The 23,029-nt window shown below is 35.4% G+C and carries 33 protein-coding genes; 28 read left to right on the top strand and 5 right to left on the bottom strand.

Translation table 11 applies throughout. The features are described from left to right. Positions 1 to 40: 40 nt before the first annotated feature. The 5 genes from PSU83_RS13285 to PSU83_RS13265 all read right to left on the bottom strand — a co-directional run bounded on the left by PSU83_RS13285 (position 41) and on the right by PSU83_RS13265 (position 8,239). Positions 41 to 1,033, bottom strand: coding sequence for a hypothetical protein (locus PSU83_RS13285; protein ID WP_300590032.1), 993 nt, complete (start codon positions 1,031 to 1,033; stop codon positions 41 to 43). Between the two features lie 10 nt (positions 1,034 to 1,043). Continuing rightward, positions 1,044 to 1,892 (bottom strand): hypothetical protein, encoded by an 849-nt coding sequence (locus tag PSU83_RS13280; RefSeq protein ID WP_300590031.1) that lies wholly within the window; start codon positions 1,890 to 1,892, stop codon positions 1,044 to 1,046. An 11-nt stretch (positions 1,893 to 1,903) separates the two neighbouring features. Continuing rightward, the gene (locus PSU83_RS13275) at positions 1,904 to 3,430 is read right to left on the bottom strand and encodes a SusD/RagB family nutrient-binding outer membrane lipoprotein (RefSeq protein WP_300590030.1); all 1,527 of its coding nucleotides are present in this window, start codon (positions 3,428 to 3,430) and stop codon (positions 1,904 to 1,906) included. A gap of 12 nt (positions 3,431 to 3,442) precedes the next feature. After that, a complete protein-coding gene (locus PSU83_RS13270) occupies positions 3,443 to 6,475 on the bottom strand; it encodes a SusC/RagA family TonB-linked outer membrane protein (RefSeq protein ID WP_300590029.1) in 3,033 nt (1,010 codons plus the stop codon). Positions 6,476 to 6,571: 96 nt separating this feature from the next. After that, entirely contained in the window at positions 6,572 to 8,239 is a 1,668-nt protein-coding gene (locus PSU83_RS13265) for a hypothetical protein (protein ID WP_300590028.1), read from the bottom strand. A 275-nt stretch (positions 8,240 to 8,514) separates the two neighbouring features. Between PSU83_RS13265 and rpsL the strand changes: the two genes are divergently transcribed. The 28 genes from rpsL to rpsM all read left to right on the top strand — a co-directional run. Continuing rightward, a complete protein-coding gene (gene rpsL / locus PSU83_RS13260) occupies positions 8,515 to 8,898 on the top strand; it encodes a 30S ribosomal protein S12 (RefSeq protein ID WP_007136570.1) in 384 nt (127 codons plus the stop codon). A gap of 61 nt (positions 8,899 to 8,959) precedes the next feature. Beyond that, positions 8,960 to 9,436, top strand: coding sequence for a 30S ribosomal protein S7 (gene rpsG, locus PSU83_RS13255; RefSeq protein WP_136151630.1), 477 nt, complete (start codon positions 8,960 to 8,962; stop codon positions 9,434 to 9,436). Between the two features lie 10 nt (positions 9,437 to 9,446). Then, positions 9,447 to 11,603, top strand: coding sequence for an elongation factor G (gene fusA, locus PSU83_RS13250; RefSeq protein ID WP_300590027.1), 2,157 nt, complete (start codon positions 9,447 to 9,449; stop codon positions 11,601 to 11,603). A gap of 11 nt (positions 11,604 to 11,614) precedes the next feature. Continuing rightward, positions 11,615 to 11,920 carry a 30S ribosomal protein S10 gene (rpsJ, locus tag PSU83_RS13245; protein ID WP_136151632.1) on the top strand — a complete coding sequence of 102 codons (306 nt, stop codon included), beginning with the start codon at positions 11,615 to 11,617 and terminating at the stop codon, positions 11,918 to 11,920. 102 nt (positions 11,921 to 12,022) lie between these two features. After that, the gene (gene rplC / locus PSU83_RS13240; RefSeq protein WP_300590026.1) at positions 12,023 to 12,640 is read left to right on the top strand and encodes a 50S ribosomal protein L3; all 618 of its coding nucleotides are present in this window, start codon (positions 12,023 to 12,025) and stop codon (positions 12,638 to 12,640) included. Next, on the top strand, positions 12,640 to 13,269 hold the full coding sequence (rplD, locus tag PSU83_RS13235; RefSeq protein WP_300590025.1) for a 50S ribosomal protein L4: 630 nt from the start codon (positions 12,640 to 12,642) through the stop codon (positions 13,267 to 13,269). The genes rplC and rplD overlap by 1 nt, the downstream gene beginning before the upstream one ends. 6 nt (positions 13,270 to 13,275) lie before the next feature. Continuing rightward, positions 13,276 to 13,566, top strand: coding sequence for a 50S ribosomal protein L23 (rplW, locus tag PSU83_RS13230; RefSeq protein ID WP_300590024.1), 291 nt, complete (start codon positions 13,276 to 13,278; stop codon positions 13,564 to 13,566). 6 nt (positions 13,567 to 13,572) lie between these two features. Next, the gene (gene rplB / locus PSU83_RS13225; protein ID WP_300590023.1) at positions 13,573 to 14,397 is read left to right on the top strand and encodes a 50S ribosomal protein L2; all 825 of its coding nucleotides are present in this window, start codon (positions 13,573 to 13,575) and stop codon (positions 14,395 to 14,397) included. A gap of 10 nt (positions 14,398 to 14,407) precedes the next feature. Next, a complete protein-coding gene (gene rpsS, locus PSU83_RS13220; protein WP_007136562.1) occupies positions 14,408 to 14,686 on the top strand; it encodes a 30S ribosomal protein S19 in 279 nt (92 codons plus the stop codon). A 4-nt stretch (positions 14,687 to 14,690) separates the two neighbouring features. Continuing rightward, positions 14,691 to 15,101 (top strand): 50S ribosomal protein L22, encoded by a 411-nt coding sequence (gene rplV / locus PSU83_RS13215; RefSeq protein WP_293874525.1) that lies wholly within the window; start codon positions 14,691 to 14,693, stop codon positions 15,099 to 15,101. Positions 15,102 to 15,109: 8 nt separating this feature from the next. Continuing rightward, positions 15,110 to 15,871, top strand: coding sequence for a 30S ribosomal protein S3 (gene rpsC / locus PSU83_RS13210; RefSeq protein WP_300590022.1), 762 nt, complete (start codon positions 15,110 to 15,112; stop codon positions 15,869 to 15,871). 19 nt (positions 15,872 to 15,890) lie between these two features. Further along, positions 15,891 to 16,316 carry a 50S ribosomal protein L16 gene (rplP, locus tag PSU83_RS13205; RefSeq protein WP_300590021.1) on the top strand — a complete coding sequence of 142 codons (426 nt, stop codon included), beginning with the start codon at positions 15,891 to 15,893 and terminating at the stop codon, positions 16,314 to 16,316. A 13-nt stretch (positions 16,317 to 16,329) separates the two neighbouring features. Beyond that, a complete protein-coding gene (gene rpmC / locus PSU83_RS13200) occupies positions 16,330 to 16,521 on the top strand; it encodes a 50S ribosomal protein L29 (RefSeq protein WP_300590020.1) in 192 nt (63 codons plus the stop codon). A 16-nt stretch (positions 16,522 to 16,537) separates the two neighbouring features. Then, positions 16,538 to 16,798, top strand: a complete 261-nt coding sequence (rpsQ, locus tag PSU83_RS13195; RefSeq protein WP_121312857.1) for a 30S ribosomal protein S17 — start codon at positions 16,538 to 16,540, stop codon at positions 16,796 to 16,798. Positions 16,799 to 16,800: 2 nt separating this feature from the next. Continuing rightward, positions 16,801 to 17,169 carry a 50S ribosomal protein L14 gene (rplN, locus tag PSU83_RS13190; protein WP_007803649.1) on the top strand — a complete coding sequence of 123 codons (369 nt, stop codon included), beginning with the start codon at positions 16,801 to 16,803 and terminating at the stop codon, positions 17,167 to 17,169. Positions 17,170 to 17,181: 12 nt separating this feature from the next. Next, the gene (rplX, locus tag PSU83_RS13185) at positions 17,182 to 17,511 is read left to right on the top strand and encodes a 50S ribosomal protein L24 (protein WP_300590019.1); all 330 of its coding nucleotides are present in this window, start codon (positions 17,182 to 17,184) and stop codon (positions 17,509 to 17,511) included. A 2-nt stretch (positions 17,512 to 17,513) separates the two neighbouring features. Then, positions 17,514 to 18,065, top strand: a complete 552-nt coding sequence (gene rplE / locus PSU83_RS13180; RefSeq protein WP_300590018.1) for a 50S ribosomal protein L5 — start codon at positions 17,514 to 17,516, stop codon at positions 18,063 to 18,065. A 3-nt stretch (positions 18,066 to 18,068) separates the two neighbouring features. Further along, positions 18,069 to 18,338 (top strand): 30S ribosomal protein S14, encoded by a 270-nt coding sequence (rpsN, locus tag PSU83_RS13175; protein WP_300590017.1) that lies wholly within the window; start codon positions 18,069 to 18,071, stop codon positions 18,336 to 18,338. A gap of 140 nt (positions 18,339 to 18,478) precedes the next feature. Continuing rightward, positions 18,479 to 18,877, top strand: coding sequence for a 30S ribosomal protein S8 (gene rpsH, locus PSU83_RS13170; RefSeq protein WP_300590016.1), 399 nt, complete (start codon positions 18,479 to 18,481; stop codon positions 18,875 to 18,877). 16 nt (positions 18,878 to 18,893) lie between these two features. Then, positions 18,894 to 19,436 (top strand): 50S ribosomal protein L6, encoded by a 543-nt coding sequence (rplF, locus tag PSU83_RS13165; RefSeq protein ID WP_300590015.1) that lies wholly within the window; start codon positions 18,894 to 18,896, stop codon positions 19,434 to 19,436. A gap of 11 nt (positions 19,437 to 19,447) precedes the next feature. Beyond that, the gene (gene rplR / locus PSU83_RS13160; protein WP_300590014.1) at positions 19,448 to 19,801 is read left to right on the top strand and encodes a 50S ribosomal protein L18; all 354 of its coding nucleotides are present in this window, start codon (positions 19,448 to 19,450) and stop codon (positions 19,799 to 19,801) included. A gap of 3 nt (positions 19,802 to 19,804) precedes the next feature. Then, complete coding sequence (gene rpsE, locus PSU83_RS13155) at positions 19,805 to 20,329, top strand: 30S ribosomal protein S5 (protein WP_300590103.1); 525 nt, start codon at positions 19,805 to 19,807, stop codon at positions 20,327 to 20,329. 11 nt (positions 20,330 to 20,340) lie between these two features. Beyond that, positions 20,341 to 20,523, top strand: coding sequence for a 50S ribosomal protein L30 (rpmD, locus tag PSU83_RS13150; RefSeq protein ID WP_300590013.1), 183 nt, complete (start codon positions 20,341 to 20,343; stop codon positions 20,521 to 20,523). 12 nt (positions 20,524 to 20,535) lie between these two features. Then, complete coding sequence (gene rplO, locus PSU83_RS13145; RefSeq protein WP_300590012.1) at positions 20,536 to 20,988, top strand: 50S ribosomal protein L15; 453 nt, start codon at positions 20,536 to 20,538, stop codon at positions 20,986 to 20,988. A gap of 11 nt (positions 20,989 to 20,999) precedes the next feature. Beyond that, complete coding sequence (gene secY, locus PSU83_RS13140; protein WP_300590011.1) at positions 21,000 to 22,343, top strand: preprotein translocase subunit SecY; 1,344 nt, start codon at positions 21,000 to 21,002, stop codon at positions 22,341 to 22,343. Between the two features lie 5 nt (positions 22,344 to 22,348). Further along, positions 22,349 to 22,564: a translation initiation factor IF-1 gene (infA, locus tag PSU83_RS13135; RefSeq protein WP_007136545.1), complete on the top strand. Its 216-nt coding sequence runs from the start codon at positions 22,349 to 22,351 to the stop codon at positions 22,562 to 22,564. A gap of 11 nt (positions 22,565 to 22,575) precedes the next feature. After that, positions 22,576 to 22,692, top strand: a complete 117-nt coding sequence (gene ykgO, locus PSU83_RS13130) for a type B 50S ribosomal protein L36 (RefSeq protein WP_081932050.1) — start codon at positions 22,576 to 22,578, stop codon at positions 22,690 to 22,692. A 2-nt stretch (positions 22,693 to 22,694) separates the two neighbouring features. Beyond that, positions 22,695 to 23,029: 30S ribosomal protein S13 (gene rpsM, locus PSU83_RS13125; RefSeq protein WP_300590010.1), on the top strand; the 335-nt coding region annotated here is incomplete at its 3' end.

Genomic DNA, 23,029 nt, shown 5'->3' with positions numbered 1-23,029 from the left:
ATAAAAAAACCACCAGTGAAAACTGGTGGTTTTAGAAGTCTTATTTATGATTGTTTTTCTTTTTCAATCTGGCGCTGTGTATTGGTTTTTTTGCATGTCTTCCTTGGAAAACAGTATCGCCATCCGGATTGGTTATCGTATAAATAGTTCCGGCTTTCACAATAGTGTACTCGATAATAGCATTTCCATTTCCATCATCCAGACCACCATCCTGCATTGGAAACAAGCTCGAAAGATCGTATGTTTCATTGAATGCTGAACCAGGTTTGATGAATGTTAGATTAGCTGGAACATTTACATTTTCAAAATATCCGGCAGTTGACCATAAACTTGCGTCAAGATAGTAAGTTCCATCAGGTAAATCCGCTGTTGAAAGAACTAAAGATTCAGGGCAATTAGAATAACTGAAATCTATTAAATTAAAATCAGCATCATATAATTCCAAATCCAAATCAAGTGTACAGTTTTCAACGGTTTCAGTTCCTGAAGTAAATGTACCACTCCAGTCGAAGCGAATATTTAAATCATCAGAGACCGCATTTTTAATAGTAATGTCATACGTTAATTCACCAACAGTACCAAGCAACGTTCTGTTTGAGATAACTTTTAGTTTTAGATTTTCGTCACCTTCGCCTAAATCATCAAAAATTGTTGCGATGTTTACACTATATTCTGTTGTGTAAGCTGGAATTTCAAAGATGTAACCAACAGGTCCACCATTTTCTTCAATAGCTACACAATCAGGGTCGTTACTTCTGCAGCCAGGAATAACGTAATCATCCTGATCTGTTGCTGAGCTTTCAACTAACAAAACCAATCGGTATTGAATAGGTTCATTAATTGCTTTACTCAATTTGAAATTAAGTACGGCGTCGTTTCCTTCTGTTACAGTTATTGACGTTGGTCCATCAGCCGTTAATTCAGGTTTTTCTTTTTTGCCTAAATCTTCTACATCATCATCGCAGGCAATAAAAACGCCACCAAATGCTACTGCTGCCAGAATAAGATATTTATAAATTGATATTTTTTTCATCACTAATTTTTTAAAGTTTTGTATAAACAGCTGTAAAATATCTTCGGGCTACACCTGAAGAAAATCCTCTGATAGAATAATTGATAGTAATCGAAGCTACTTCGCCATTAACATCAAGATTTACCGAACCGGCATTTTCATCGCCTTCAACCAAATTGGAGTAATAATCACCCAAGTTTTGTTCGTCAACCTGAATAGATTGGCAAACATCTTTAAAAATGAAACCATTTCTTGGAGCTCCATCATCTACTAAATCATTATATGGACCTGTGGTAGAAGTTTCATAAACCCCTAATGACAATTCTGTAAGTACTTCGCTAGGAAAAGTAGAAACTACACCATCATCAACTCTTGTAACAACTAAAGAGTACGTTCCAGCAAGGTCAGAAGCGCATTTTGCAATGGTAATTGTAATTGTCTTTTTATCATCAGCTACAGTTGCTCCGGAACTTGCTTGCCCTAAATGGATAACGATGGTTTTAGGATCATTTCCAGGTAAAGCGGTCGGATTAATTGTGATAGGAAGTAGTACAAAGTCTGCTCCGGCTTCTAACGTTAAAGAACCCGATGCATTAATTGTATAATCTGTTCCCGCCGTTGCTGTGCTTGAAGGATCAACAGAAAAAGGGATGGTTATATCCCGATTAGAAGTTGTTCCGTTGCTGCCACCAACTAAATCGATCGGTTCAGTAACTTGAACTGGGTCTGTATCTTCATCGGTATAGATGTAGGATGATTGTGAATTTTTAAATCCAACAATGTAGGCACCTGTACTGTTGTTTTCAGCATCATCCTTAACACAGGATACTGCGATTACACAGGCAACTATTGCGAATGCTATTATTTTAAAATTTTTCATAATTCTTATTGTTATTGATTCCAAAATATTTTACTAGTGAAAGCTTGAGCTTCTGTTTGTTGTGGGACATTTGCAGTATTTCCAGCAATTTCAGAACTTGGATACAATAAGCGGATTGGTCTTGAAGTACCAGGCGCTACTGTTGAAAGGGGCACGTGAGCAGGGAATCCAGTTCTTGTTCTTTCAATCCATGTTTCTCCACCGTTGATTCCGTTTAAGGCAATCCATTTTTGGTTAATGATTGCTTCTATTTTGTTAGTACTTCCATTCCATCCAACTAAGTTAGTCGCCTGGCTGTAGTAAGTAGTCGCTTCAGCAGCTGTCAAACCTAATAATTTGAAAGATTCTGTTATAGCACTTTCGTATAAAGCCTGAGCTGATCCGGTTAAATAACCTCTTTGAACGGCTTCAGCCTGAAGCAATAAACTTTCAGCTGCAGTAAAAACAATTCCATCCTGAGAAGAATTCTGAAGTAATCCAGGACCAACATGCGATACAGGATAATTGGTAGAAGTATTTAGTACATCTCCTTGCTGGTGACCGTTGTATAGTATTGTTCCGCTTGGTGTTTGAGAATAAATTCTACCTATTCTTAGATCATTAGTAGCGGACAAATAATTAATTGTGTACTTAGTTGCACCAGTTGATGAATAGTTGTTTTTAACTGCATCGTTAGTATTCAAAAACAAAGAAGCAAATCCATTTTGTTGATTTACTGTAGCATTGTAGCCAGGATTAATAGTCACATTGTCGTTTGGACCTAAAAATTCTGCACCACTGTTTTGCAATGCCGTCATTTGAGCTGAAATATAAGATGAAGAAGTTGTCAATCCTGATTCTCTTAAAAGAATTCTTAATTTCAGAGTATTAGCAAACTTTTTCCACGTATCCATGTTACCATTAAGCATAACATCATTGGCGCCAGGATTTAGAGTTCCGCTTGGGGCGTTGTCAATTAAAGCAATAGCTTGGTCTAATTGTACAATCAAATCTCTGTAAATAGTCTGAGCATCATCGTAAGTTGGAGTTAAATTTCCGCCACGTTTGTGCGCTTCAGAATAAGGAATATCACCATACAAATCAACTAAATACTGGAAATAGAATGATTTCATAATTTTAGCTATAGCTATATAATTATCGTATCCAGGTTTTGTAGTGTTTTGGATGAAAGTGTAGTTGGAAGTTCTCAAAAACAAAATCTCCCAAATTCCGGAATAAAAATCTGAAGTTACATTATACGTGTGTTCATTGAAGTAATAACTTGAATTAGATGCGCCAACGTCTCTAGTCCAGTTATTCATCATTAAATTACCTAATTGATTCATGTTATCCTGAGTAATAGCTGGATTATCCGGTACAGAACTTCCTGCTAAAACATTATAGGTATACACTTGTGTAGCTGCTAAAACGATTTCCGGATTAACAACTTCAGCTAATGGGTTATTTGGGTCATCATTTACATCAAGAAAATCATCACAAGACTGAAGTGATACGGTGATTAAAAAACCAAACAACATTTTTTTAGTTATATTTTTCATTTTCATATTTTTTTAAAACGATACATTGATGTTGAAACCATAAGTTCTTGTTGGGGGAGCCTGAGCACCAGTACTTAAACCAACGTTGTTTCCTGTTGTAAACGAGAATTCAGGGTCGGTGTAATTTCTGTTTGACTTTGGAAGTATCATGAACACGTTTCTTGCATTCAATCCAATTGACAGACCTTCAATGTGTAAATTTTTCAATACTTTTTGAGAGAAGCTGTAAGAAAGAGCAATCTCTCTACATTTGAACGCCGTAGCATCCAAAACAAAATTTTCATCAATTTCTCTATAAATTCCAGTAAAGTAATCCTGTCCACCAGAAGTTGTAATACTTGTGTTGTCTGAATAAACACCAGGTGCGGTTTCAATTACAGAGTTAGGGAAAATAAAAGGTTCTCTACCGTTTTGTGCCGTTACAATATCGGTTCCGTTTTGAATCAAACCTTCTTTAACACCTGCATAAAATTTATGACCTGTTCTATAGTCAAAAACTCCAGTAAGCTTTAAGTTTTTGTATCTGATGTTGGTTGTAAATCCTAAGATATAATCAGGAGTTGTTTTTCCTAATTTTACATTTGTAGCTTTTAAAGGATCGCCTGTGGTAGCATCAATGATAACGTTTCCGTTGTCGTCTCTTTGGTAACCTGTTCCTACAAGCATCGGAAATTGTTCTCCAGCTATTGCAGCAATACCTGCAGTTCCAAGGTAATCTCCGACGGCAATCTGATCAGAAGAATCCGTTACTTTTTTAACTTCTGTTTTTGGAGCACTATAACCAAATCTCAAATCCCAAGTGAAATCTTCTGTTTTAACAGGTGTTAAACCCAAATCCAATTCTAACCCGCTTGAAACCGTTTCTCCAACATTTATAGTAGCCAAATCTGCTCCTGAAGCTGTGGATGGTGATGTTTTAATAATCTGGTCTGTATTTTTAGAAGTATAGTAACTTGCATCAAAGGTAATTCTCCTTTTGTAGAATTCAAGATTCATATTCAATTCGACAGAATTATTAAATTCAGGAGTTAGCTGTGCGTCAGCAATTTCTGTATTCTGAACAAAACTGTTGATTAAGTAAGGGAATCCGGCAGAAGTTGCACTTACAAAACGATCATTGATATCGTACGGATCCACAACAGTATTACCTACTTTTACATAACTGGCAGAAACTTTAGCATGCGTTAGTACATTTCCTCCAAATTCCGGAAAAGCTTTTGTTGGAATGAAAGACAAACCACCACTGTAGTAAAAATAACTATTAGGAATCACCGAACTTTGCTCATGTCTTGCAGTCATATTTGCAAATAAATAATCTTTAAAACCTAAATCCACATTAGCAAAGTAAGCTACACCTCTTTGTTGTGATTTAAAATCTTTTGGCAAAGCATTTCCAGTTATGTTAGAAATATTATACAATCCTGGGATTACCAATTTTTCTCCTTTAACTGATAATGAATTAAGTTCAATGTTTGTAATGTTATTACCAACATTGGCTTTAAAGGATACATTCTTGGTTAGTTCATAATCGAAGTTTAAAAGGAAATCGGCATAAATTGATCTTGAATTGGTATTTCCTACTTCATACGATGAAACGTAATCAAAAGGAGAATCCCAATAAACGATGTCTGTTTGATACCCGTTAAAGAATTCAACATTGTTAAAAGAAGTACTTCTGTAACTTGCTCTGTAAGTAGCGCTGATGTTTTTATTAAATGTATAGTTTAAATCACCAACACCCTCAAAAGTTTGACCTTTAGTATTGATTCTTTCATTTTTCAGTCTCCAATAAGGACTTAATTCCCAATATGTCCAGTGGGTTGCGTTGTCAGGATTGCTAAAAAGTTCAACCGGAACGTTAACTGGTGATTGCGTTAAAGAGTTGTAAACAGAGCCTTCAATTCCACCTGCTGTACTTTGATTGCTTGTTGTGTATCTTGCATTTGCATTCACACTCCATTTTCCTGCAGTTTTTCCAGCACTAATATAGAAGTTGTTTTTAGTGAATTTATCACCAGGAATGATACCTTCTGTTTTTTGGTTCCCCAAAGTAAAGTTGATGTATCCATTTTCATCTCCGCTTGATATCGCAACAGAGTTTAAAATGGTAGTTCCATCTGTAAAGAATGGTTTGTAGTTATTTTTAACAAACGAATAAGGAAGCAACATTTGATCTAAACCCGTTGGTTGTAATGAACCATCTAATTCAGCACCCCAACTCGTGTTTTCTGTAAAATCCTGCGCTCCCTGATATCCTTGTCCAAATCTACTTTGTAATTTTGGAAACATTGAGGCTTCTTCTACAGTGAACGTAGTATTAAGAGCGATTTTGAATTTTTCAGCATCTTTCGTTCCTTTTTTTGTGGTTACTATAATTACACCATTAGAACCTCTCGATCCATAAAGTGCGGCTCCATTTGCACCTTTCATAACGTTGATAGATTCAATTATTTCAGGGTTTAATTCGGTAAATGCTCCAGAAGTAGAGATTACACCATTAATTACAATCAATGCCTCGTTGTCTCCGGTAATGGATCTGAAACCTCTTAACTGAATTCTGGTATCTGGATTAACACCATTGTTTATAGTATTGATCTGCAAACCAGATACTTTACCAACCAAACCGACAGCTGCATTTACAGCTTTTGCCTGATTCAATTCGTCTGATTTCACGACTTGTGTCGCTGTTGTGATTTCATCGGGCTTTCTTTTAATTCCCAATGCTGTTATCACAACACCTTCAAGCTCAATGGAATCATCCTGCATTTTCACATTGATTGTAGTAGCAGCCGCTACAAGTTCTTGCGATTTCATCGAGATAAAATTGAAAACTAATGTTGCTGTTGGAGTCACTTTAATAGAAAATTTTCCATCAAAATCGGTTTGAGTTCCGGTTTGAGTACCTTTTACTAAAACATTTACTCCAGGTAGCGGTTGATTACTGACATCAGTAACAGTTCCGGTAACCATTCGTTCTTGTGCAAAAGAAATCTGTACTAACAGCGCTAGAAAGAGCGTTAAGAATCCGTTTAACTTTGTTTTCATTATTTATTTGGTTATAATTAGTAAACCAAAATTCTAATAAAATTATGGAAATTCCTAAATAAATGTTAAATTATAGCTGTTAAAGTTTTTAAAGTGCTAAAAACTAGCTTTAAAACTAATATGAACAATTGAATTAGAGAGTTTTATAGCTTGTTCATTGGTGCTTCCATTGGCATAAACAATATTAAATAATCCATTTTTTGTCAATAAACCAAACCCAAAGCCCAGTCCGAGAAGGTTTTGATTGCTGTTGGAAGTCTTATCCTGAAGATATCCGTAATCGATAATGCTGTGAATATATAAGCTGGAAGATAAGATATAGCGGTATTCAGTGAGTATGGATCCGAATAAATTTCCCTGAAGGCTATTTTCATTAAAACCACGAATAGAATTGATTCCTCCAAAACGCTGCAATTCGTTAACAATATAGTTGCCACTTTGGAGATAGAAATTCTGAGATTTTATATTCACAATATTGTTGTCGTTCAAATAGAGATTGTGTTTTAATAAAAGGCTTCCGAAAAATTGGTTGTCCGATACTAACTTGGAATCTCGTTTTCCAGTTCCAAATTTTAGCTCAAAATAGGTTTTCTGTGGAAAAAGAAAATCGTCATTTTTAAAATCAGTAAATTCTAATGAAGTTGTGATAAAGGAATTATTAAAATCACTTAAAGTAGAAGTGTTTGCATTTTGAATGTCGCTAGATTCTGTAGCTTGATATCCTAAATACAATCGCGTGTTATAATTAAAATAATAACCTAAATCTATTGCAGTTTTTGTGTTTTGGAACGTACTGTCTTGTTTGAAAATGTTGAGTTCAGCTTTTAAGCCAATTGGACTTTTAAAAATATACGGCAGTTCAACTCCAAGATTGAATGTCTTTTGATCCTGCCCGTCACTTTTCCAATAAAGCGCCAATTTTTCACCTGAATTTAAAATGTTGTTCAGAACCAAATCTACATAACCACTGAAAATTACTTTTTTGTTTTCATCATTCGTGAAACCAACATATCCGTCAAAAGTGTTGGGTTTTATTTTTTCTAAATAAACATAAATTTTGGTAGAGTCTTTGGTGAAAAGAATTTCGGGATACTTACTTTGTTTCACAAAACGAAATTTTTCAAAATCATTGTAGAGTTTGTCAAGGTTTTTTTGGTTGAAGACTTTATTGCGATACAATCGGATTATATTTTTTTTGTGTCCGATAGGAAATTTATCATAACCATTAATTACGATATCATTCACTTGCCTTTTTAATTCTTTAGTCACCGATAAATCTGCTTTTAAAAAATCTCTTGTTGGCTGGATATTGACAAGCTTTACTTTCGCCATTGAAAACCCATTGTATTCTAGTTTTTTTAAAGTGAGATTAAGAAATGCTTCACTTTCATCATAAGGAAGAACTAGCGTGTCATTCTTTAAATTGTACAAGCTACTTAGGTTCTCTTGAAAATCTTCACCTATATATATATGTATAAAATTTACTTTTTTGCCAATACTATATCGGAATGCGAAAGTAGAATCATTGGTTTTGAAATTTTCAAGAAACTGACTTTCGGTATAGCCTTTTCGAATGAGTTTTTCATAGAATAAACCATTTTCGTCAATGATGGATTTTGTGTTTTTGTGTTTTGAAAGGTAACCAATACTGTCAATAATTTTGATTTCGTCATCGGTTTGCCCAATAATTTTCAACTGAAATTCCTGCGCAGTAATAGTCCACGAGATTGAAATTAATAAAAAAAGTAAGGCTATCTTTTTCAAATTGTTGACAGTTTGCTTCAAAATAACGCAAAAAATCTGTTTTTATTGTAGTTAATCTAATCTAAAAATTATTTGCTTGAAATAGCCATTTTCTGGACTTTGATTTTTAAATACAATGGCAACTGTATCGCGATTCTTTATTCCATTAATAGACAAATAATTAATTGATGAAAAAATTAATTAACTAGGGTTTGTTTCATTGAAATTAATTACTACATTTGCAACCCCTAAAAAAGCGGGAATTTAATAAATAAAAGAAAAATTAGTATTTAATTATGCCAACAATTCAACAATTAGTAAGAACAGGAAGAACTCAGATCACTAAGAAGAGTAAATCGGTTGCTTTAGATTCTTGTCCTCAAAGAAGAGGTGTTTGTACGCGTGTTTACACTACTACTCCAAAAAAACCAAACTCTGCAATGCGTAAAGTTGCGCGTGTACGTTTGACTAATGGAAATGAAGTGAATGCTTACATCCCAGGAGAAGGACACAATCTACAAGAGCACTCGATAGTATTAGTGCGAGGCGGAAGAGTAAAAGATTTACCAGGAGTTAGATACCACATTGTTCGTGGTGCGCTTGATACTTCAGGTGTAGCAGGAAGAACGCAACGTCGTTCTAAGTACGGTGCAAAACGTCCAAAAGAAGCAAAAAAGTAAATCTAAACTAGTTATTAGTTACTAATTGAAGAATTAGAAACAGTAACAAAAAAACGAAGAAATGAGAAAAAGAGCGGCAAAGAAAAGACCACTTTTACCAGATCCTAAATTTAACGATCAGTTAGTAACGCGTTTCGTGAACAACTTGATGTGGGATGGTAAGAAATCAACAGCTTTCAAAGTATTCTATGATGCAATGGAAATCGTAGAAACAAAAAAGAACAATGATGAAAAATCGTCATTAGAAGTTTGGAAAGATGCTTTAACAAACGTTATGCCTCACGTAGAAGTACGTAGTCGTAGAGTTGGTGGAGCTACATTCCAAATCCCAATGCAAATTCGTCCAGACAGAAAAATTTCTATGGCCATGAAGTGGATGATACTTTATGCGCGTAGAAGAAACGAGAAATCGATGTCAGGAAAATTAGCTTCTGAAATCTTAGCTGCGGCTAAAGAAGAAGGTGCTGCTGTTAAAAAGAGAATGGATACTCACAAAATGGCAGAAGCAAATAAAGCATTCTCTCACTTTAGATTTTAATATTTAAGAAATGGCTAGAGATCTAAAACTTACAAGAAATATTGGAATTGCTGCTCATATTGATGCTGGTAAAACAACAACAACTGAGCGTATATTATTCTATACTGGAAAATCACACAAAATTGGTGAAGTACATGATGGTGCTGCAACAATGGACTGGATGGCGCAAGAGCAGGAAAGAGGCATCACGATTACTTCTGCTGCTACAACTTGTGAATGGAGTTTTCCAACGGAACAAGGTAAGCCATTACCGGAATCACAATCGTACCATTTTAATATTATTGATACTCCAGGACACGTTGACTTTACCGTAGAGGTAAACCGTTCACTACGTGTATTGGATGGTTTAGTTTTCTTATTTTCTGCTGTTGATGGCGTTGAGCCACAATCAGAAACTAACTGGAGATTGGCTGATCAATATAAAGTTCCACGTATGGGATTTGTTAATAAAATGGACAGACAAGGTTCTAACTTCTTGATGGTATGTCAGCAAGTTAGAGACATGTTGAAATCAAATGCCGTTGCAATCACTTTGCCAATTGGTGAAGAAAATGATTTCAAAGGTGTAGTTGATTTAGTAAAAAACCAAGCTATCGTATGGCATGATGAGACTTTAGGAGCAACTTTTGATATTGTGCCTATTCCTGCTGATATGATTGCTGAAGTAAAAGAATACAGATCTATCCTAATCGAAGCTGTTGCTGACTATGATGAAAACCTTTTGGAGAAATTCATGGAAGATGAAAACTCTATTACTGAGGAAGAAATCAATAAAGCGCTTAGAGCAGCTACTATGGATATGGCTATTATCCCAATGATTGCTGGATCTTCATTCAAAAACAAAGGTGTTCAATTTATGTTGGATGCGGTTTGTAAATATTTACCATCTCCTTTAGATAAAGAAGGTATTGAAGGAATTCATCCTGATGATGCTGATTTACTTGAAGAAGACCAAACTAAAATCTTACGTCGTCCTGATGTAAAAGAGCCGTTCGCAGCTCTTGCATTTAAAATTGCTACTGATCCTTATGTTGGTCGTTTAGCTTTCTTCCGTGCATATTCAGGCCGTTTAGATGCAGGTTCGTATATCTTGAACACACGTTCAGGAAACAAGGAAAGAATTTCTCGTATCTACCAAATGCATGCTAATAAACAAAACCCAATCGATTATATTGAGGCAGGTGATATTGGAGCGGCAGTTGGATTTAAAGATATTAAGACTGGAGATACAATGTGTGATGAAAAACACCCAATAATTCTTGAGTCAATGAAATTCCCAGCTCCAGTAATTGGTATCGCTATCGAGCCAAAAACTAAAGTTGATGTTGATAAAATGGGTATGGCTTTAGCAAAATTAGCTGAAGAAGATCCAACATTTACAGTAAGAACAGATGAAGCTTCGGGTCAAACGATTATTTCAGGTATGGGTGAGTTGCACTTAGACATCCTTGTAGATCGTATGAGAAGAGAGTTCAAAGTTGAGGTGAACCAAGGGGAACCTCAAGTTGAATACAAAGAAGCTTTTACAAAATCTGCAACTCATAGAGAAACGTACAAAAAACAATCAGGTGGACGTGGTAAATTCGGTGATATCGTATTTACTTTGGAACCAGCTGATGAAGTTGATGGTAAAATTCCAAATGGATTACAATTTATCAATGCAGTAAAAGGGGGTAACGTTCCTAAGGAATATATTCCATCTGTAGAAAAAGGTTTTAGAGAAGCAATGAAAGCAGGTCCATTAGCAGGATATCAAGTGGATAGTTTGAAAGTAACTTTAACGGATGGATCTTTCCACCCTGTGGATTCTGATGCGCTTTCTTTCGAATTAGCTGCAAGAATGGGCTACAGAGAAGTTGCTAAAGCTGCTGGTGCTGTAATTCTTGAACCTATCATGAAAATGGAAGTTATTACTCCTGAAGAAAACATGGGAGATATCGTGGGTGATATCAACCGTCGTAGAGGTCAGGTTAATGATATGGGCGACAGAAACGGAGCTAAAACTATCAAGGCTGATGTGCCGTTATCTGAAATGTTTGGTTATGTTACTACATTAAGAACATTGTCATCAGGTAGAGCGACTTCAACAATGGAATTCTCTCACTATGCAGAAACGCCTTCTAGTATTTCAGAAGCAGTAATTAAAAAAGCAAAAGGTAACGCCTAATATTTATCAAGATGAGTCAAAAAATTAGAATTAAATTGAAATCTTACGATCACATGTTGGTAGATAAATCTGCTGAAAAAATCGTAAAAACTGTGAAAAGCACAGGTGCTGTTGTTACGGGTCCAATTCCGTTACCTACACACAAAAAAATATTTACTGTATTGCGTTCTCCGCACGTTAACAAAAAAGCAAGAGAGCAGTTCCAAGTAAGTTCATACAAAAGATTACTAGACATCTATAGTTCTTCTTCGAAAACTATTGATGCTTTAATGAAACTTGAATTGCCAAGTGGAGTTGAAGTAGAAATCAAAGTATAATTATACTTGAATAAAAGATAAGAATTAAGTGTCGGATTCTATTCGACGCTTAATTTTTTTAAATGAAAAAAAATAAATTTATTAATTAATAATTAGTTTACTATGTCTGGGTTAATAGGAAGAAAAATCGGCATGACTAGCTTATTCGATGAAAACGGGAAGAACATTCCTTGTACAGTAATCGAGGCTGGACCTTGTGTCGTTACCCAAGTCAGAACCATTGAGGTTGACGGGTACAAAGCACTTCAACTTGGTTTCGATGACAAAACAGAAAAACACGCCACTAAAGCTGACTTAGGTCACTTTAAAAAAGCGGGAACTTCTGCTAAGAAAAAAGTCGTTGAATTCCAAGGTTTCGAAAGTGATTTTAAATTAGGTGACAGTGTTACCGTAGGAGTATTCAGCGAAGGAGAATTTGTTGATGTACAAGGTGTATCAAAAGGAAAAGGTTTCCAAGGTGTAGTTAAACGTCACGGTTTTGGTGGTGTTGGACAAGCAACTCACGGACAACACAACCGTTTGAGAGCGCCAGGTTCTGTAGGAGCATCTTCTTATCCATCACGTGTATTCAAAGGAATGCGTATGGCAGGAAGAATGGGAGGAGATAATGTAAAAGTACAAAATCTAAGAGTTTTAAAAGTAGTGGCTGAAAAGAACCTACTTGTTATTAAAGGAGCTATTCCTGGATGTAAAAACTCTTATGTAATCATTCACAAGTAATGGAAGTAAAAGTTTTAGATATCAACGGAAAAGAAACTGGAAGAAAAGTTCAACTTTCTGATTCAGTTTTCGCAATTGAGCCAAATAATCACGCAGTATATCTTGATGTTAAACAATATTTAGCAAATCAAAGACAAGGAACGCACAAAGCTAAAGAAAGAGCTGAAGTTGCAGGTTCTACTCGTAAGATTAAAAAACAAAAAGGTACTGGTACGGCTCGTGCTGGTAGTGCAAAAAACCCTTTGTTCAAAGGTGGAGGTACTGTTTTTGGACCACGTCCAAGAAGTTATTCTTTCAAATTGAATAAAAGTTTAAAGAGATTAGCAAGAAGATCTGCTTTTTCGATTAAAGCACAAGAATCAAATATAGTAGTGGTAGAAGATTTTACTTTTGATACACCAAACACTAAAAATTTCATTAACGTTTTGAAAGCTTTAGGATTAGAAAACAAAAAATCTTTGTTTGTGTTGGGCGATTCAAATAAAAATGTATATTTGTCGTCACGTAATTTGAAAGCCTCTAGCGTAGTAACTAACTCAGAATTAAGCACTTATGCGATATTAAACGCAAACAACTTAGTTCTTTCAGAAGGTTCTTTAGAAGGAATTGAAGAAAATTTAAGCAAATAACAGATCATGAGCATCATAATTAAACCTATCATAACAGAGAAAATCACCAAAGAAGGTGAAGTTTTCAATCGTTTTGGTTTTGTTGTTGACAAAAAAGCAAATAAAGTTCAAATTAAGAAAGCTGTTGAGGCTGCTTATGGAATTTCTATTGTTAGTGTAAACACGATGAACTATAGAGCGGATAGAACTACAAAATATACAAAAAGTGGTTTAATCAGCGGAAAAACGAACAGCTATAAAAAAGCTATCGTACAAGTAAAAGAAGGAGAAACAATAGATTTTTATAATAATATCTAATAGAAAATGTCAGTTAGAAAATTAAAACCTATTACCCCTGGTCAGCGTTTTAGAGTTGTGAATGGTTTTGACGCCATCACGACTGATAAGCCGGAGCGTTCATTGATCGCACCGATAAAAAACTCAGGTGGTAGAAATAGTCAAGGAAAAATGACCATGCGTTATACAGGCGGTGGTCACAAACAAAGGTATCGTATCGTTGATTTCAAAAGAACTAAAGTTGGTATTCCAGCTACAGTGAAATCAATTGAGTATGATCCAAACAGAACTGCTTTTATCGCATTATTGTGGTATGTAGATGGAGAGAAAACGTATATCGTTGCTCAAAATGGTCTACAAGTAGGACAAACTGTTGTGTCTGGAGAAGGTTCAGCTCCTGAAATTGGAAATACTTTGCCATTGAGCAAAATTCCATTAGGAACTGTAATTTCTTGTATCGAGTTACGTCCAGGTCAAGGAGCAGTTATTGCTCGTTCAGCTGGAACATTTGCTCAATTAATGGCAAGAGACGGAAAATATGCTACAATCAAAATGCCATCAGGTGAAACAAGATTAATCTTGTTGACTTGCTCGGCTACAATTGGAGCTGTTTCTAATTCTGATCATCAATTAATTGTATCTGGTAAAGCAGGTAGAACTAGATGGTTAGGAAGAAGACCAAGAACGAGACCGGTAGCGATGAACCCTGTCGATCACCCGATGGGTGGTGGTGAAGGACGTTCCTCTGGTGGTCATCCACGTTCAAGAAAAGGTCTTCCTGCTAAAGGTTATAGAACTCGTTCTAAGGTTAACCCGAGTAATAAGTATATTGTTGAACGCAGAAAGAAATAACTAGATAGACATGGCACGTTCATTAAAAAAAGGACCTTTTGTACACTACAAATTAGATAAGAAAGTTCAGGAAAATATCGCTGGTGGAAATAAAGGAGTTGTTAAGACCTGGTCTAGAGCTTCTATGATTACTCCAGATTTCGTTGGACAAACAATCGCAGTACACAATGGTCGTCAATTTGTTCCGGTTTATGTAACTGAGAACATGGTAGGACACAAATTAGGAGAATTTTCACCAACTAGATCTTTTAGAGGTCACGCTGGAGCAAAAAATAAAGGTAAAAAATAAGAAGATGGGAGTTCGTAAAAGAGAAACAGCAGATGCGAGAAAAGAGGCTAATAAGTCTATTGCTTTCGCGAAATTGAATAACTGCCCTACTTCACCTAGAAAAATGCGCTTAGTAGCAGACTTGGTAAGAGGTCAGAAAGTGGAAAGAGCTTTAAATATTTTAAGATTTAGCTCGAAAGAAGCTTCAAGAAAATTAGAGAAATTAGTATTGTCTGCAATCAACAATTGGGAGCAGAAAAATGCCGATGGAAATGTTTCTGAAGCAGGCTTATTTATAAAAACAATCACTGTAGATGGTGGAATGATGTTGAAAAGACTTCGTCCAGCTCCACAAGGAAGAGCACACAGAATTAGAAAACGTTCAAACCACGTGACAATCGTGTTAGGAGCTAATGATAACACACAAGCAAATTAATAATTAAGATGGGACAAAAGACAAATCCAATTGGAAACAGACTTGGTATCATCAGAGGATGGGATTCAAACTGGTATGGTGGAAATGATTACGGTGATAAAATCGCTGAGGATTATAAAATCAGAAAGTACATTCATGCTCGTTTATCAAAAGCTAGTGTATCAAAAGTAATCATCGAGAGAACTTTGAAACTTGTAACCGTTACTATCACTACTGCAAGACCTGGTATTATTATTGGGAAAGGTGGACAAGAGGTAGACAAGTTGAAAGAGGAACTTAAGAAAGTTACTGACAAAGAGGTTCAAATCAACATCTTTGAAATTAAAAGACCTGAACTAGATGCTTACTTAGTAGGTACTTCTATCGCGCGTCAAATCGAAAGTAGAATTTCTTACAGAAGAGCTATTAAGATGGCAATTGCGGCTGCAATGCGTATGAATGCTGAAGGTATTAAAGTATTAATTTCTGGTCGTTTGAACGGAGCTGAAATGGCACGTTCAGAGCAATTCAAAGAAGGTAGAATTCCTCTATCAACTTTCAGAGCCGATATTGACTATGCTTTGGCTGAAGCTCACACTACTTATGGTAGAATGGGTATCAAAGTATGGATCATGAAAGGTGAGGTTTATGGAAAAAGAGATCTTTCTCCACTTGTAGGCATGGATAAAAAGCAAGCTGGTCCAAGTGGTGGTAAAGGTGGAGATTCTCCAAGAGGAGACAGAAAGCCTTTTAACAAAGGTGGTAAACCAGACGCTCGTAAGAGAAAGTAAATTTTTAAACTAAAGAAAAATGTTACAGCCTAAAAGAACAAAATACCGTAAGGTACAGAAGGGTAAAATGAAAGGGAATGCTCAAAGAGGGCATGAACTTTCTAGTGGAATGTTTGGAATTAAATCTGTACATGAAAACGGAATGTTTTTAACTTCACGTCAAATCGAGGCTGCGCGTATTGCTGCAACTCGTTTTATGAAAAGAGAAGGACAGTTATGGATTAATATTTTCCCAGACAAACCTATCACTAAAAAACCTCTTGAGGTACGTATGGGTAAAGGTAAAGGTGCGGTCGAATATTGGGCTGCAGTTGTAAAACCAGGAAGAATCATGTTTGAAGTTGGTGGAGTTCCACTAGCTGTTGCAAAAGAAGCTTTGCGTCTTGCAGCACAGAAACTTCCAGTAAAAACTAAGTTTGTCGTTGCTAGAGATTTCGAAGCATAATCTAAAATTAATTATGAAACAATCAGAAATTATAAATCTATCCGCAGCTGAGTTACAAGAAAAACTTAGTCAATTAAGAAAAGCGTATTCAGACCTTAGGAATGCACACGCTATTTCGCCAATTGCAAATCCACTTCAAATTAGAAGTGCTAGAAGAGCGGTTGCTAGAGTAGCAACAGAGCTAACTAAAAGAGAGTTACAATAATTGTATGCTAGCTAAAATGGAAGATAAAAGAAATTTAAGAAAAGAAAGAATTGGTGTAGTTACATCAAACAAAATGGACAAGTCTATTGTTGTTGCACAAGTAACTAGAGTAAAACACCCATTATACGGTAAGTTCGTGTTAAAAACTAAAAAGTTTCATGCGCACGACGAAACAAATGACTGTAACATTGGTGATACAGTAAAGATCATGGAAACAAGACCTTTATCAAAAACTAAATGTTGGAGATTGGTTGAAATCATTGAAAGAGCTAAATAATTATGGTACAACAAGAATCAAGACTTAAAGTCGCAGATAACACAGGAGCAAAAGAAGTTTTGACTATCCGTGTATTAGGAGGAACGAAACGTCGTTATGCCTCTGTTGGAGATAAAATTGTAGTTTCAATCAAAGATGCAACACCTAACGGTAACGTTAAAAAAGGTGCTGTTTCAACTGCAGTTGTTGTACGTACCAAAAAAGAAGTGAGAAGAGCTGATGGTTCTTATATCCGTTTCGATGACAATGCATGTGTTCTTTTGAATGCTGCAGGAGAAATGAGAGGAACTCGTGTTTTTGGTCCAGTTGCAAGAGAACTTCGTGAAAAACAATTCATGAAAATTGTATCATTAGCGCCAGAGGTGCTTTAATTAGTAGATAAGATGATAAAGCTAAAAATAAAATCAGGAGACATCGTTAGAGTTATTGCAGGTGACCATAAAAGCACCCCAACTAAAGTAGTTGAAGGTAAAGTTTTACGTGTTGACCGTGAAAAGAATAAAGCGATTGTTGAGGGTGTAAACATGGTTTCGAAACACACAAAACCAAGTGCAAAAAGCCCTCAAGGCGGAATCGTTAAGAAGGAAGCTCCAATTCATATTTCAAATTTGTCTTTAATAGATTCAAAATCGAAAGAAGCTACAAAAACTGGAGTTAGAGTTGAAGGAGATAAAAAAGTAAGATTTTCAAAAAAATCTAATCAAGTATTATAGTTATGGCATATACACCTAGACTTAAGCAAGAGTATAAGGACAGAGTAGTTTCTGCACTTAAAGAAGAATTCGGTTATAAAAACGTAATGCAAGTTCCTAAATTGGAAAAAATCGTTTTAAGCCGCGGAGTTGGAGCGGCAGTATCTGATAAGAAACTTGTTGACTATGCAGTTGATGAGTTGACAAAGGTTACTGGACAAAAAGCAGTATCTACAATATCTAAGAAAGACGTTGCGTCATTCAAATTGAGAAAAGGTATGCCAATTGGAGCAAAAGTAACTCTTAGAGGAGAAAGAATGTATGAGTTTTTAGACAGACTTATTACATCTTCTTTACCACGTGTTAGAGATTTTAGTGGTATTAAAGCTACTGGTTTTGACGGAAGAGGTAATTACAATCTTGGTGTTACGGAGCAAATCATTTTCCCAGAAATTGATATTGACAAAGTAAATAAAATATCAGGTTTGGATATTACGTTCGTAACGTCTGCAGCTACCGATAAAGAAGCAAAATCATTATTAGCAGAATTAGGTTTACCTTTTAAAAAGAATTAAGACATGGCTAAAGAATCAATGAAAGCCCGTGAGGTTAAGAGAGAAAAAACGGTAGCAAAGTACGCTGGAAAAAGAAAAGCTTTAATAGAAGCTAAAGATTACGAAGGTTTACAAAAATTACCTAAAAATGCTTCGCCAGTTCGTTTACACAATCGTTGTAAATTAACAGGTAGACCAAGAGGGTATATGCGTCAATTTGGTCTTTCACGTGTTACATTCCGTGAAATGGCAAACCAAGGATTGATACCAGGAGTTAGAAAAGCTAGCTGGTAATTAGTTTATTTCAACAGATAATTGTACATTTGCCAGCTTTTTGCAGGTAACGTACAATTATCTGCTGTTAAAATAGAGTTTAATGGCTTCAGGTTCAAGAGAATAGTTTTTTTGAAAACCGTAGCCGCAATTTAATAAATATGTATACAGATCCAATTGCAGATTATCTTACGCGAGTTAGAAATGCAGTGATGGCAAACCACAAAGTGGTTGAGATTCCAGCATCTAATCTTAAAAAAGAAATCACAAAAATTTTATTCGATCAAGGGTATATTTTAAGTTACAAATTTGATGACAGTTCTGTTCAAGGAACGATCAAAATTGCTCTTAAGTATGATAAAGATACTAAAGACCCTGTGATTAAAGATATCCAAAGAATTAGTAAACCAGGTTTACGTAAATATGCAGGTGCAGCTAAAATACCTAGAATCCTTAACGGATTAGGAATTGCTATTGTTTCAACTTCAAAAGGTCTTATGACTGGCAAGATGGCTAAGCAATTAAATGTAGGTGGAGAAGTAATCTGTTACGTATACTAATTAAAACAGTAAAACAATGTCAAGAATAGGTAAAAATCCAATTTCAATTCCTGCTGGTGTTACTGTAGAAGTTAGTGAAACAGTAATTACAGTTAAAGGAAAATTAGGTCAACTTACACAGCATTACGCAGACGTAACTGTAAAAGTTGAAGAAGGTCAAGTAGTAGTTGAAAGACCATCTGATAGTAAAGATCACAGAGCAAAACATGGACTATACAGATCATTAATCAATAATATGGTTCTTGGTGTGTCAGAAGGTTTTACTAAAGAATTAGAATTGGTTGGAGTTGGTTACAGAGCTTCGAATCAAGGTCAAAAATTAGATTTAGCTTTAGGGTATTCTCATAATATTGTTTTAGAAGTTGCTCCAGAAGTAAAACTAGAAACAATTTCTGAAAAAGGTAAAAACCCAATCGTGAAGTTAACATCTTTCGACAAACAATTAGTTGGACAAGTTGCTGCGAAAATCAGAGCTTTCCGTAAACCAGAACCTTACAAAGGAAAAGGTGTTAAGTTTGTTGGTGAAGTATTAAGAAGAAAAGCAGGTAAATCAGCTTAAAAAATAGCGTTATGTCATTAACAAAATCTGAAAGAAGACAAAGGATACAATACAGAATCAGAAAGATTGTAAGCGGAACGGCTGCAAGACCAAGATTATCTGTATTCAGAAGTAATAAAGAAATCTATACACAACTAATTGATGATGTGAATGGAGTTACTTTATTGGCTGCTTCATCAAAAGATAAAGGAGTAGAAACTAAAGGTACTAGTATGGAAGTTGCAACAGCAGTTGGAAAACTAGTAGCAGAGAAAGCTTTAAAAGCTGGAATAGATACAGTAACTTTCGATAGAGGGGGTTATTTATACCACGGTCGTATTAAATCATTAGCAGAAGGCGCAAGAGCGGCTGGGCTTAAATTCTAATATATTATGTCTAAATACAAAAATGTAGAATTAGTAAAACCTAGTGGTCTTGAATTAAAAGATCGTCTGGTAAGTGTAAATCGTGTTACCAAAGTTACAAAAGGTGGTAGAGCTTTCGGGTTCTCTGCAATTGTAGTGGTGGGTGATGAAAACGGAGTAGTTGGTCACGGATTAGGAAAATCTAAAGATGTTTCTGAAGCTATTGCTAAAGCAGTAGAAGATGCAAAGAAAAACTTAGTTAGAATTCCACTTCGAGGTCAGTCAGTTCCTCACGAACAAAAAGGTAAATTTGGTGGAGCAAGAGTATTTTTAATTCCTGCGTCTCATGGTACAGGAGTTATTGCTGGTGGTGCTGTTCGTTCAGTATTAGAATCAGTTGGTATTCATGATGTATTATCAAAATCACAAGGTTCATCAAACCCTCACAACGTGGTAAAAGCAACTTTTGATGCTTTATTACAAATGAGAAGTGCGCTTACTGTTGCAAAACAAAGAGGTATTTCTTTAGAAAAAGTATTTAAAGGTTAATCTAAGGTATTATGGCTAAAGTAAAAGTAAAACAAGTAAGAAGTCAGATTAATTGTCCGCTTACTCAAAAAAGAGGCTTAGAGGCTCTTGGTTTAAGAAGAATGGGTCAAGTTGTAGAGCACGAAGTGAATCCTGCACTCCTTGGAATGATAAACAAAGTAAAACACTTAGTTTCTGTTGAAGAAACTAAATAACAAATTATAGTTATGAATTTAAGTAACTTACAGCCAGCTGAAGGCTCAACACACAATCAAAATAAAAGATTAGGTAGAGGAGAAGGTTCTGGAAAAGGTGGTACTTCTGCAAGAGGTCACAAAGGAGCAAAATCTCGTTCTGGTTATTCTAAAAAGATTGGTTTTGAAGGAGGTCAAATGCCACTTCAAAGACGTGTGCCTAAGTTTGGTTTTACGAACATCAACCGTAAAGAATACCAAGGTGTAAATCTTGATACAATTCAATTGTTAGTAGATAATGGAATCATTACTGATACTGTAGATTTCTCAGTGTTTGTAGAAAACCGTTTGGCTACTAAAAGCGAAACTGTAAAAATTCTTGGTAGAGGAGAATTGAAAACAAAATTAAAAGTAACAGCACATAAATTTACTGCTACTGCAAAAGCTGCTATTGAAGCTGCTGGCGGAGAAGCTGTAACCTTATAATTATTAGAACGATGAAGAAATTTTTTGAATCATTTCTGAATGTTTGGAAAATAGAAGAACTAAAAAATAGAATCTTAGTAACTCTAGGGCTATTATTAGTATATCGATTTGGTGCACATGTTACTCTTCCTGGTATTGATGCTACACAATTGACTAGCTTAGCTGGACAAACAGATAAAGGTATTGGATCAATACTTGATATGTTTACTGGTGGAGCTTTCTCAAAAGCATCAGTATTTGCATTAGGAATCATGCCTTACATTTCTGCTTCAATTGTTGTTCAGTTAATGGGTATTGCTATTCCTTATTTGCAAAAATTACAGAAAGACGGTGAAAGTGGTAGAAAGAAGTTAAATCAAATTACAAGATGGTTAACCATCGCTATTACTTTAGTTCAAGGTCCGGGTTATATCTATAACTTGTACAGAACTTTACCAAATAGTGCCTTCCTTTTAGGATTTGATTCATTTTCATTCTTATTCTCATCTGTTTTAATCCTTACTACAGGAACTATTTTCGCAATGTGGTTAGGAGAGAAAATTACTGATAAAGGTATTGGTAACGGTATTTCACTATTAATTATGGTTGGAATTCTTGCTAGACTACCTCAAGCATTGTTTCAAGAATTCACTTCAAAAGTCACCAATAATAATGGTGGGCCGATGTTGTTAGTACTTGAAATTATTGTTTGGTTATTAGTTATTATTGCTTGTGTATTACTAGTTATGGCAGTTAGAAAGATACCAGTGCAATACGCTCGCCGTACAACAACTGGTGATTTCGAACAAGACATGATGGGAGGAAACAGACAATGGATTCCATTGAAATTGAATTCTGCTGGAGTGATGCCAATCATTTTTGCTCAGGCAATTATGTTTATCCCTGCTGCAGTTGCCGGACTTTCAAAATCTGAAACGTCTCAATCTATAGCGGGAACATTCAGTAATATGTTTGGTCTATGGTACAATGTTGTATTTGCTTCATTGATTATCATTTTCACATTCTTTTACACGGCAATTACGGTCCCTACAAATAAAATGGCTGATGATTTAAAAAGAAGTGGTGGTTTTATTCCTGGTGTTAAGCCCGGAATTGAAACAGCAGATTTCTTAGATAGAATCATGTCTCTAATAACATTCCCTGGTTCATTATTTCTTGCGTTGATAGCTGTGTTCCCAGCAATTATTGTGAGTTTTAGCGTGCAACAATCTTGGGCAATGTTCTATGGTGGTACTTCATTAATCATTATGGTTGGTGTTGCTATCGATACTATTCAACAAATAAATTCTTATTTATTGAATAAACACTATGATGGATTGATGAAAACTGGTAAAAATAGAAAAGCAGTAGCTTAATTTTTATGGCAAAACAATCAGCAATAGAACAAGACGGATCAATAATTGAAGCATTGTCCAATGCTATGTTCCGTGTGGAGTTAGAAAACGGACATATTGTAATTGCTCATATCTCTGGTAAAATGCGTATGCATTATATTAAATTGTTACCTGGTGACAAAGTAAAACTAGAAATGAGTCCTTATGATTTGTCTAAAGCAAGAATTACTTATAGATATTAAAGATATTCAAGATGAAAGTTAGAACATCAGTTAAAAAAAGAAGTGCCGAGTGCAAGATTGTACGAAGAAAAGGCAGATTATACGTAATCAACAAAAAGAATCCTAGATTTAAACAAAGACAAGGATAGTTATGGCAAGAATAGCAGGGGTAGATATACCTAAAAACAAAAGAGGAGTTATCGCTTTAACCTACATCTTCGGAGTGGGTAGAAGTAGAGCAATTGAGGTTTTAGAAAAAGCTCAAGTAAGCCAAGATACAAAAGTTCAAGATTGGAATGATGACGAGATCGGAGCAATCCGTGATGCCGTATCATACTACAAAATTGAAGGGGAACTTCGTTCAGAAGTTTCACTACACATCAAACGTCTAATGGATATTGGATGTTACAGAGGAATCCGTCATAGATCTGGTCTTCCATTAAGAGGACAAAGAACTAAGAACAACTCTAGAACAAGAAAAGGTAA

This window comes from Flavobacterium sp. (genome assembly GCF_029945805.1).
Taxonomy (GTDB): Bacteria; Bacteroidota; Bacteroidia; order Flavobacteriales; family Flavobacteriaceae; genus Flavobacterium.
This window is presented reverse-complemented; position numbering and strand designations above follow the sequence as displayed.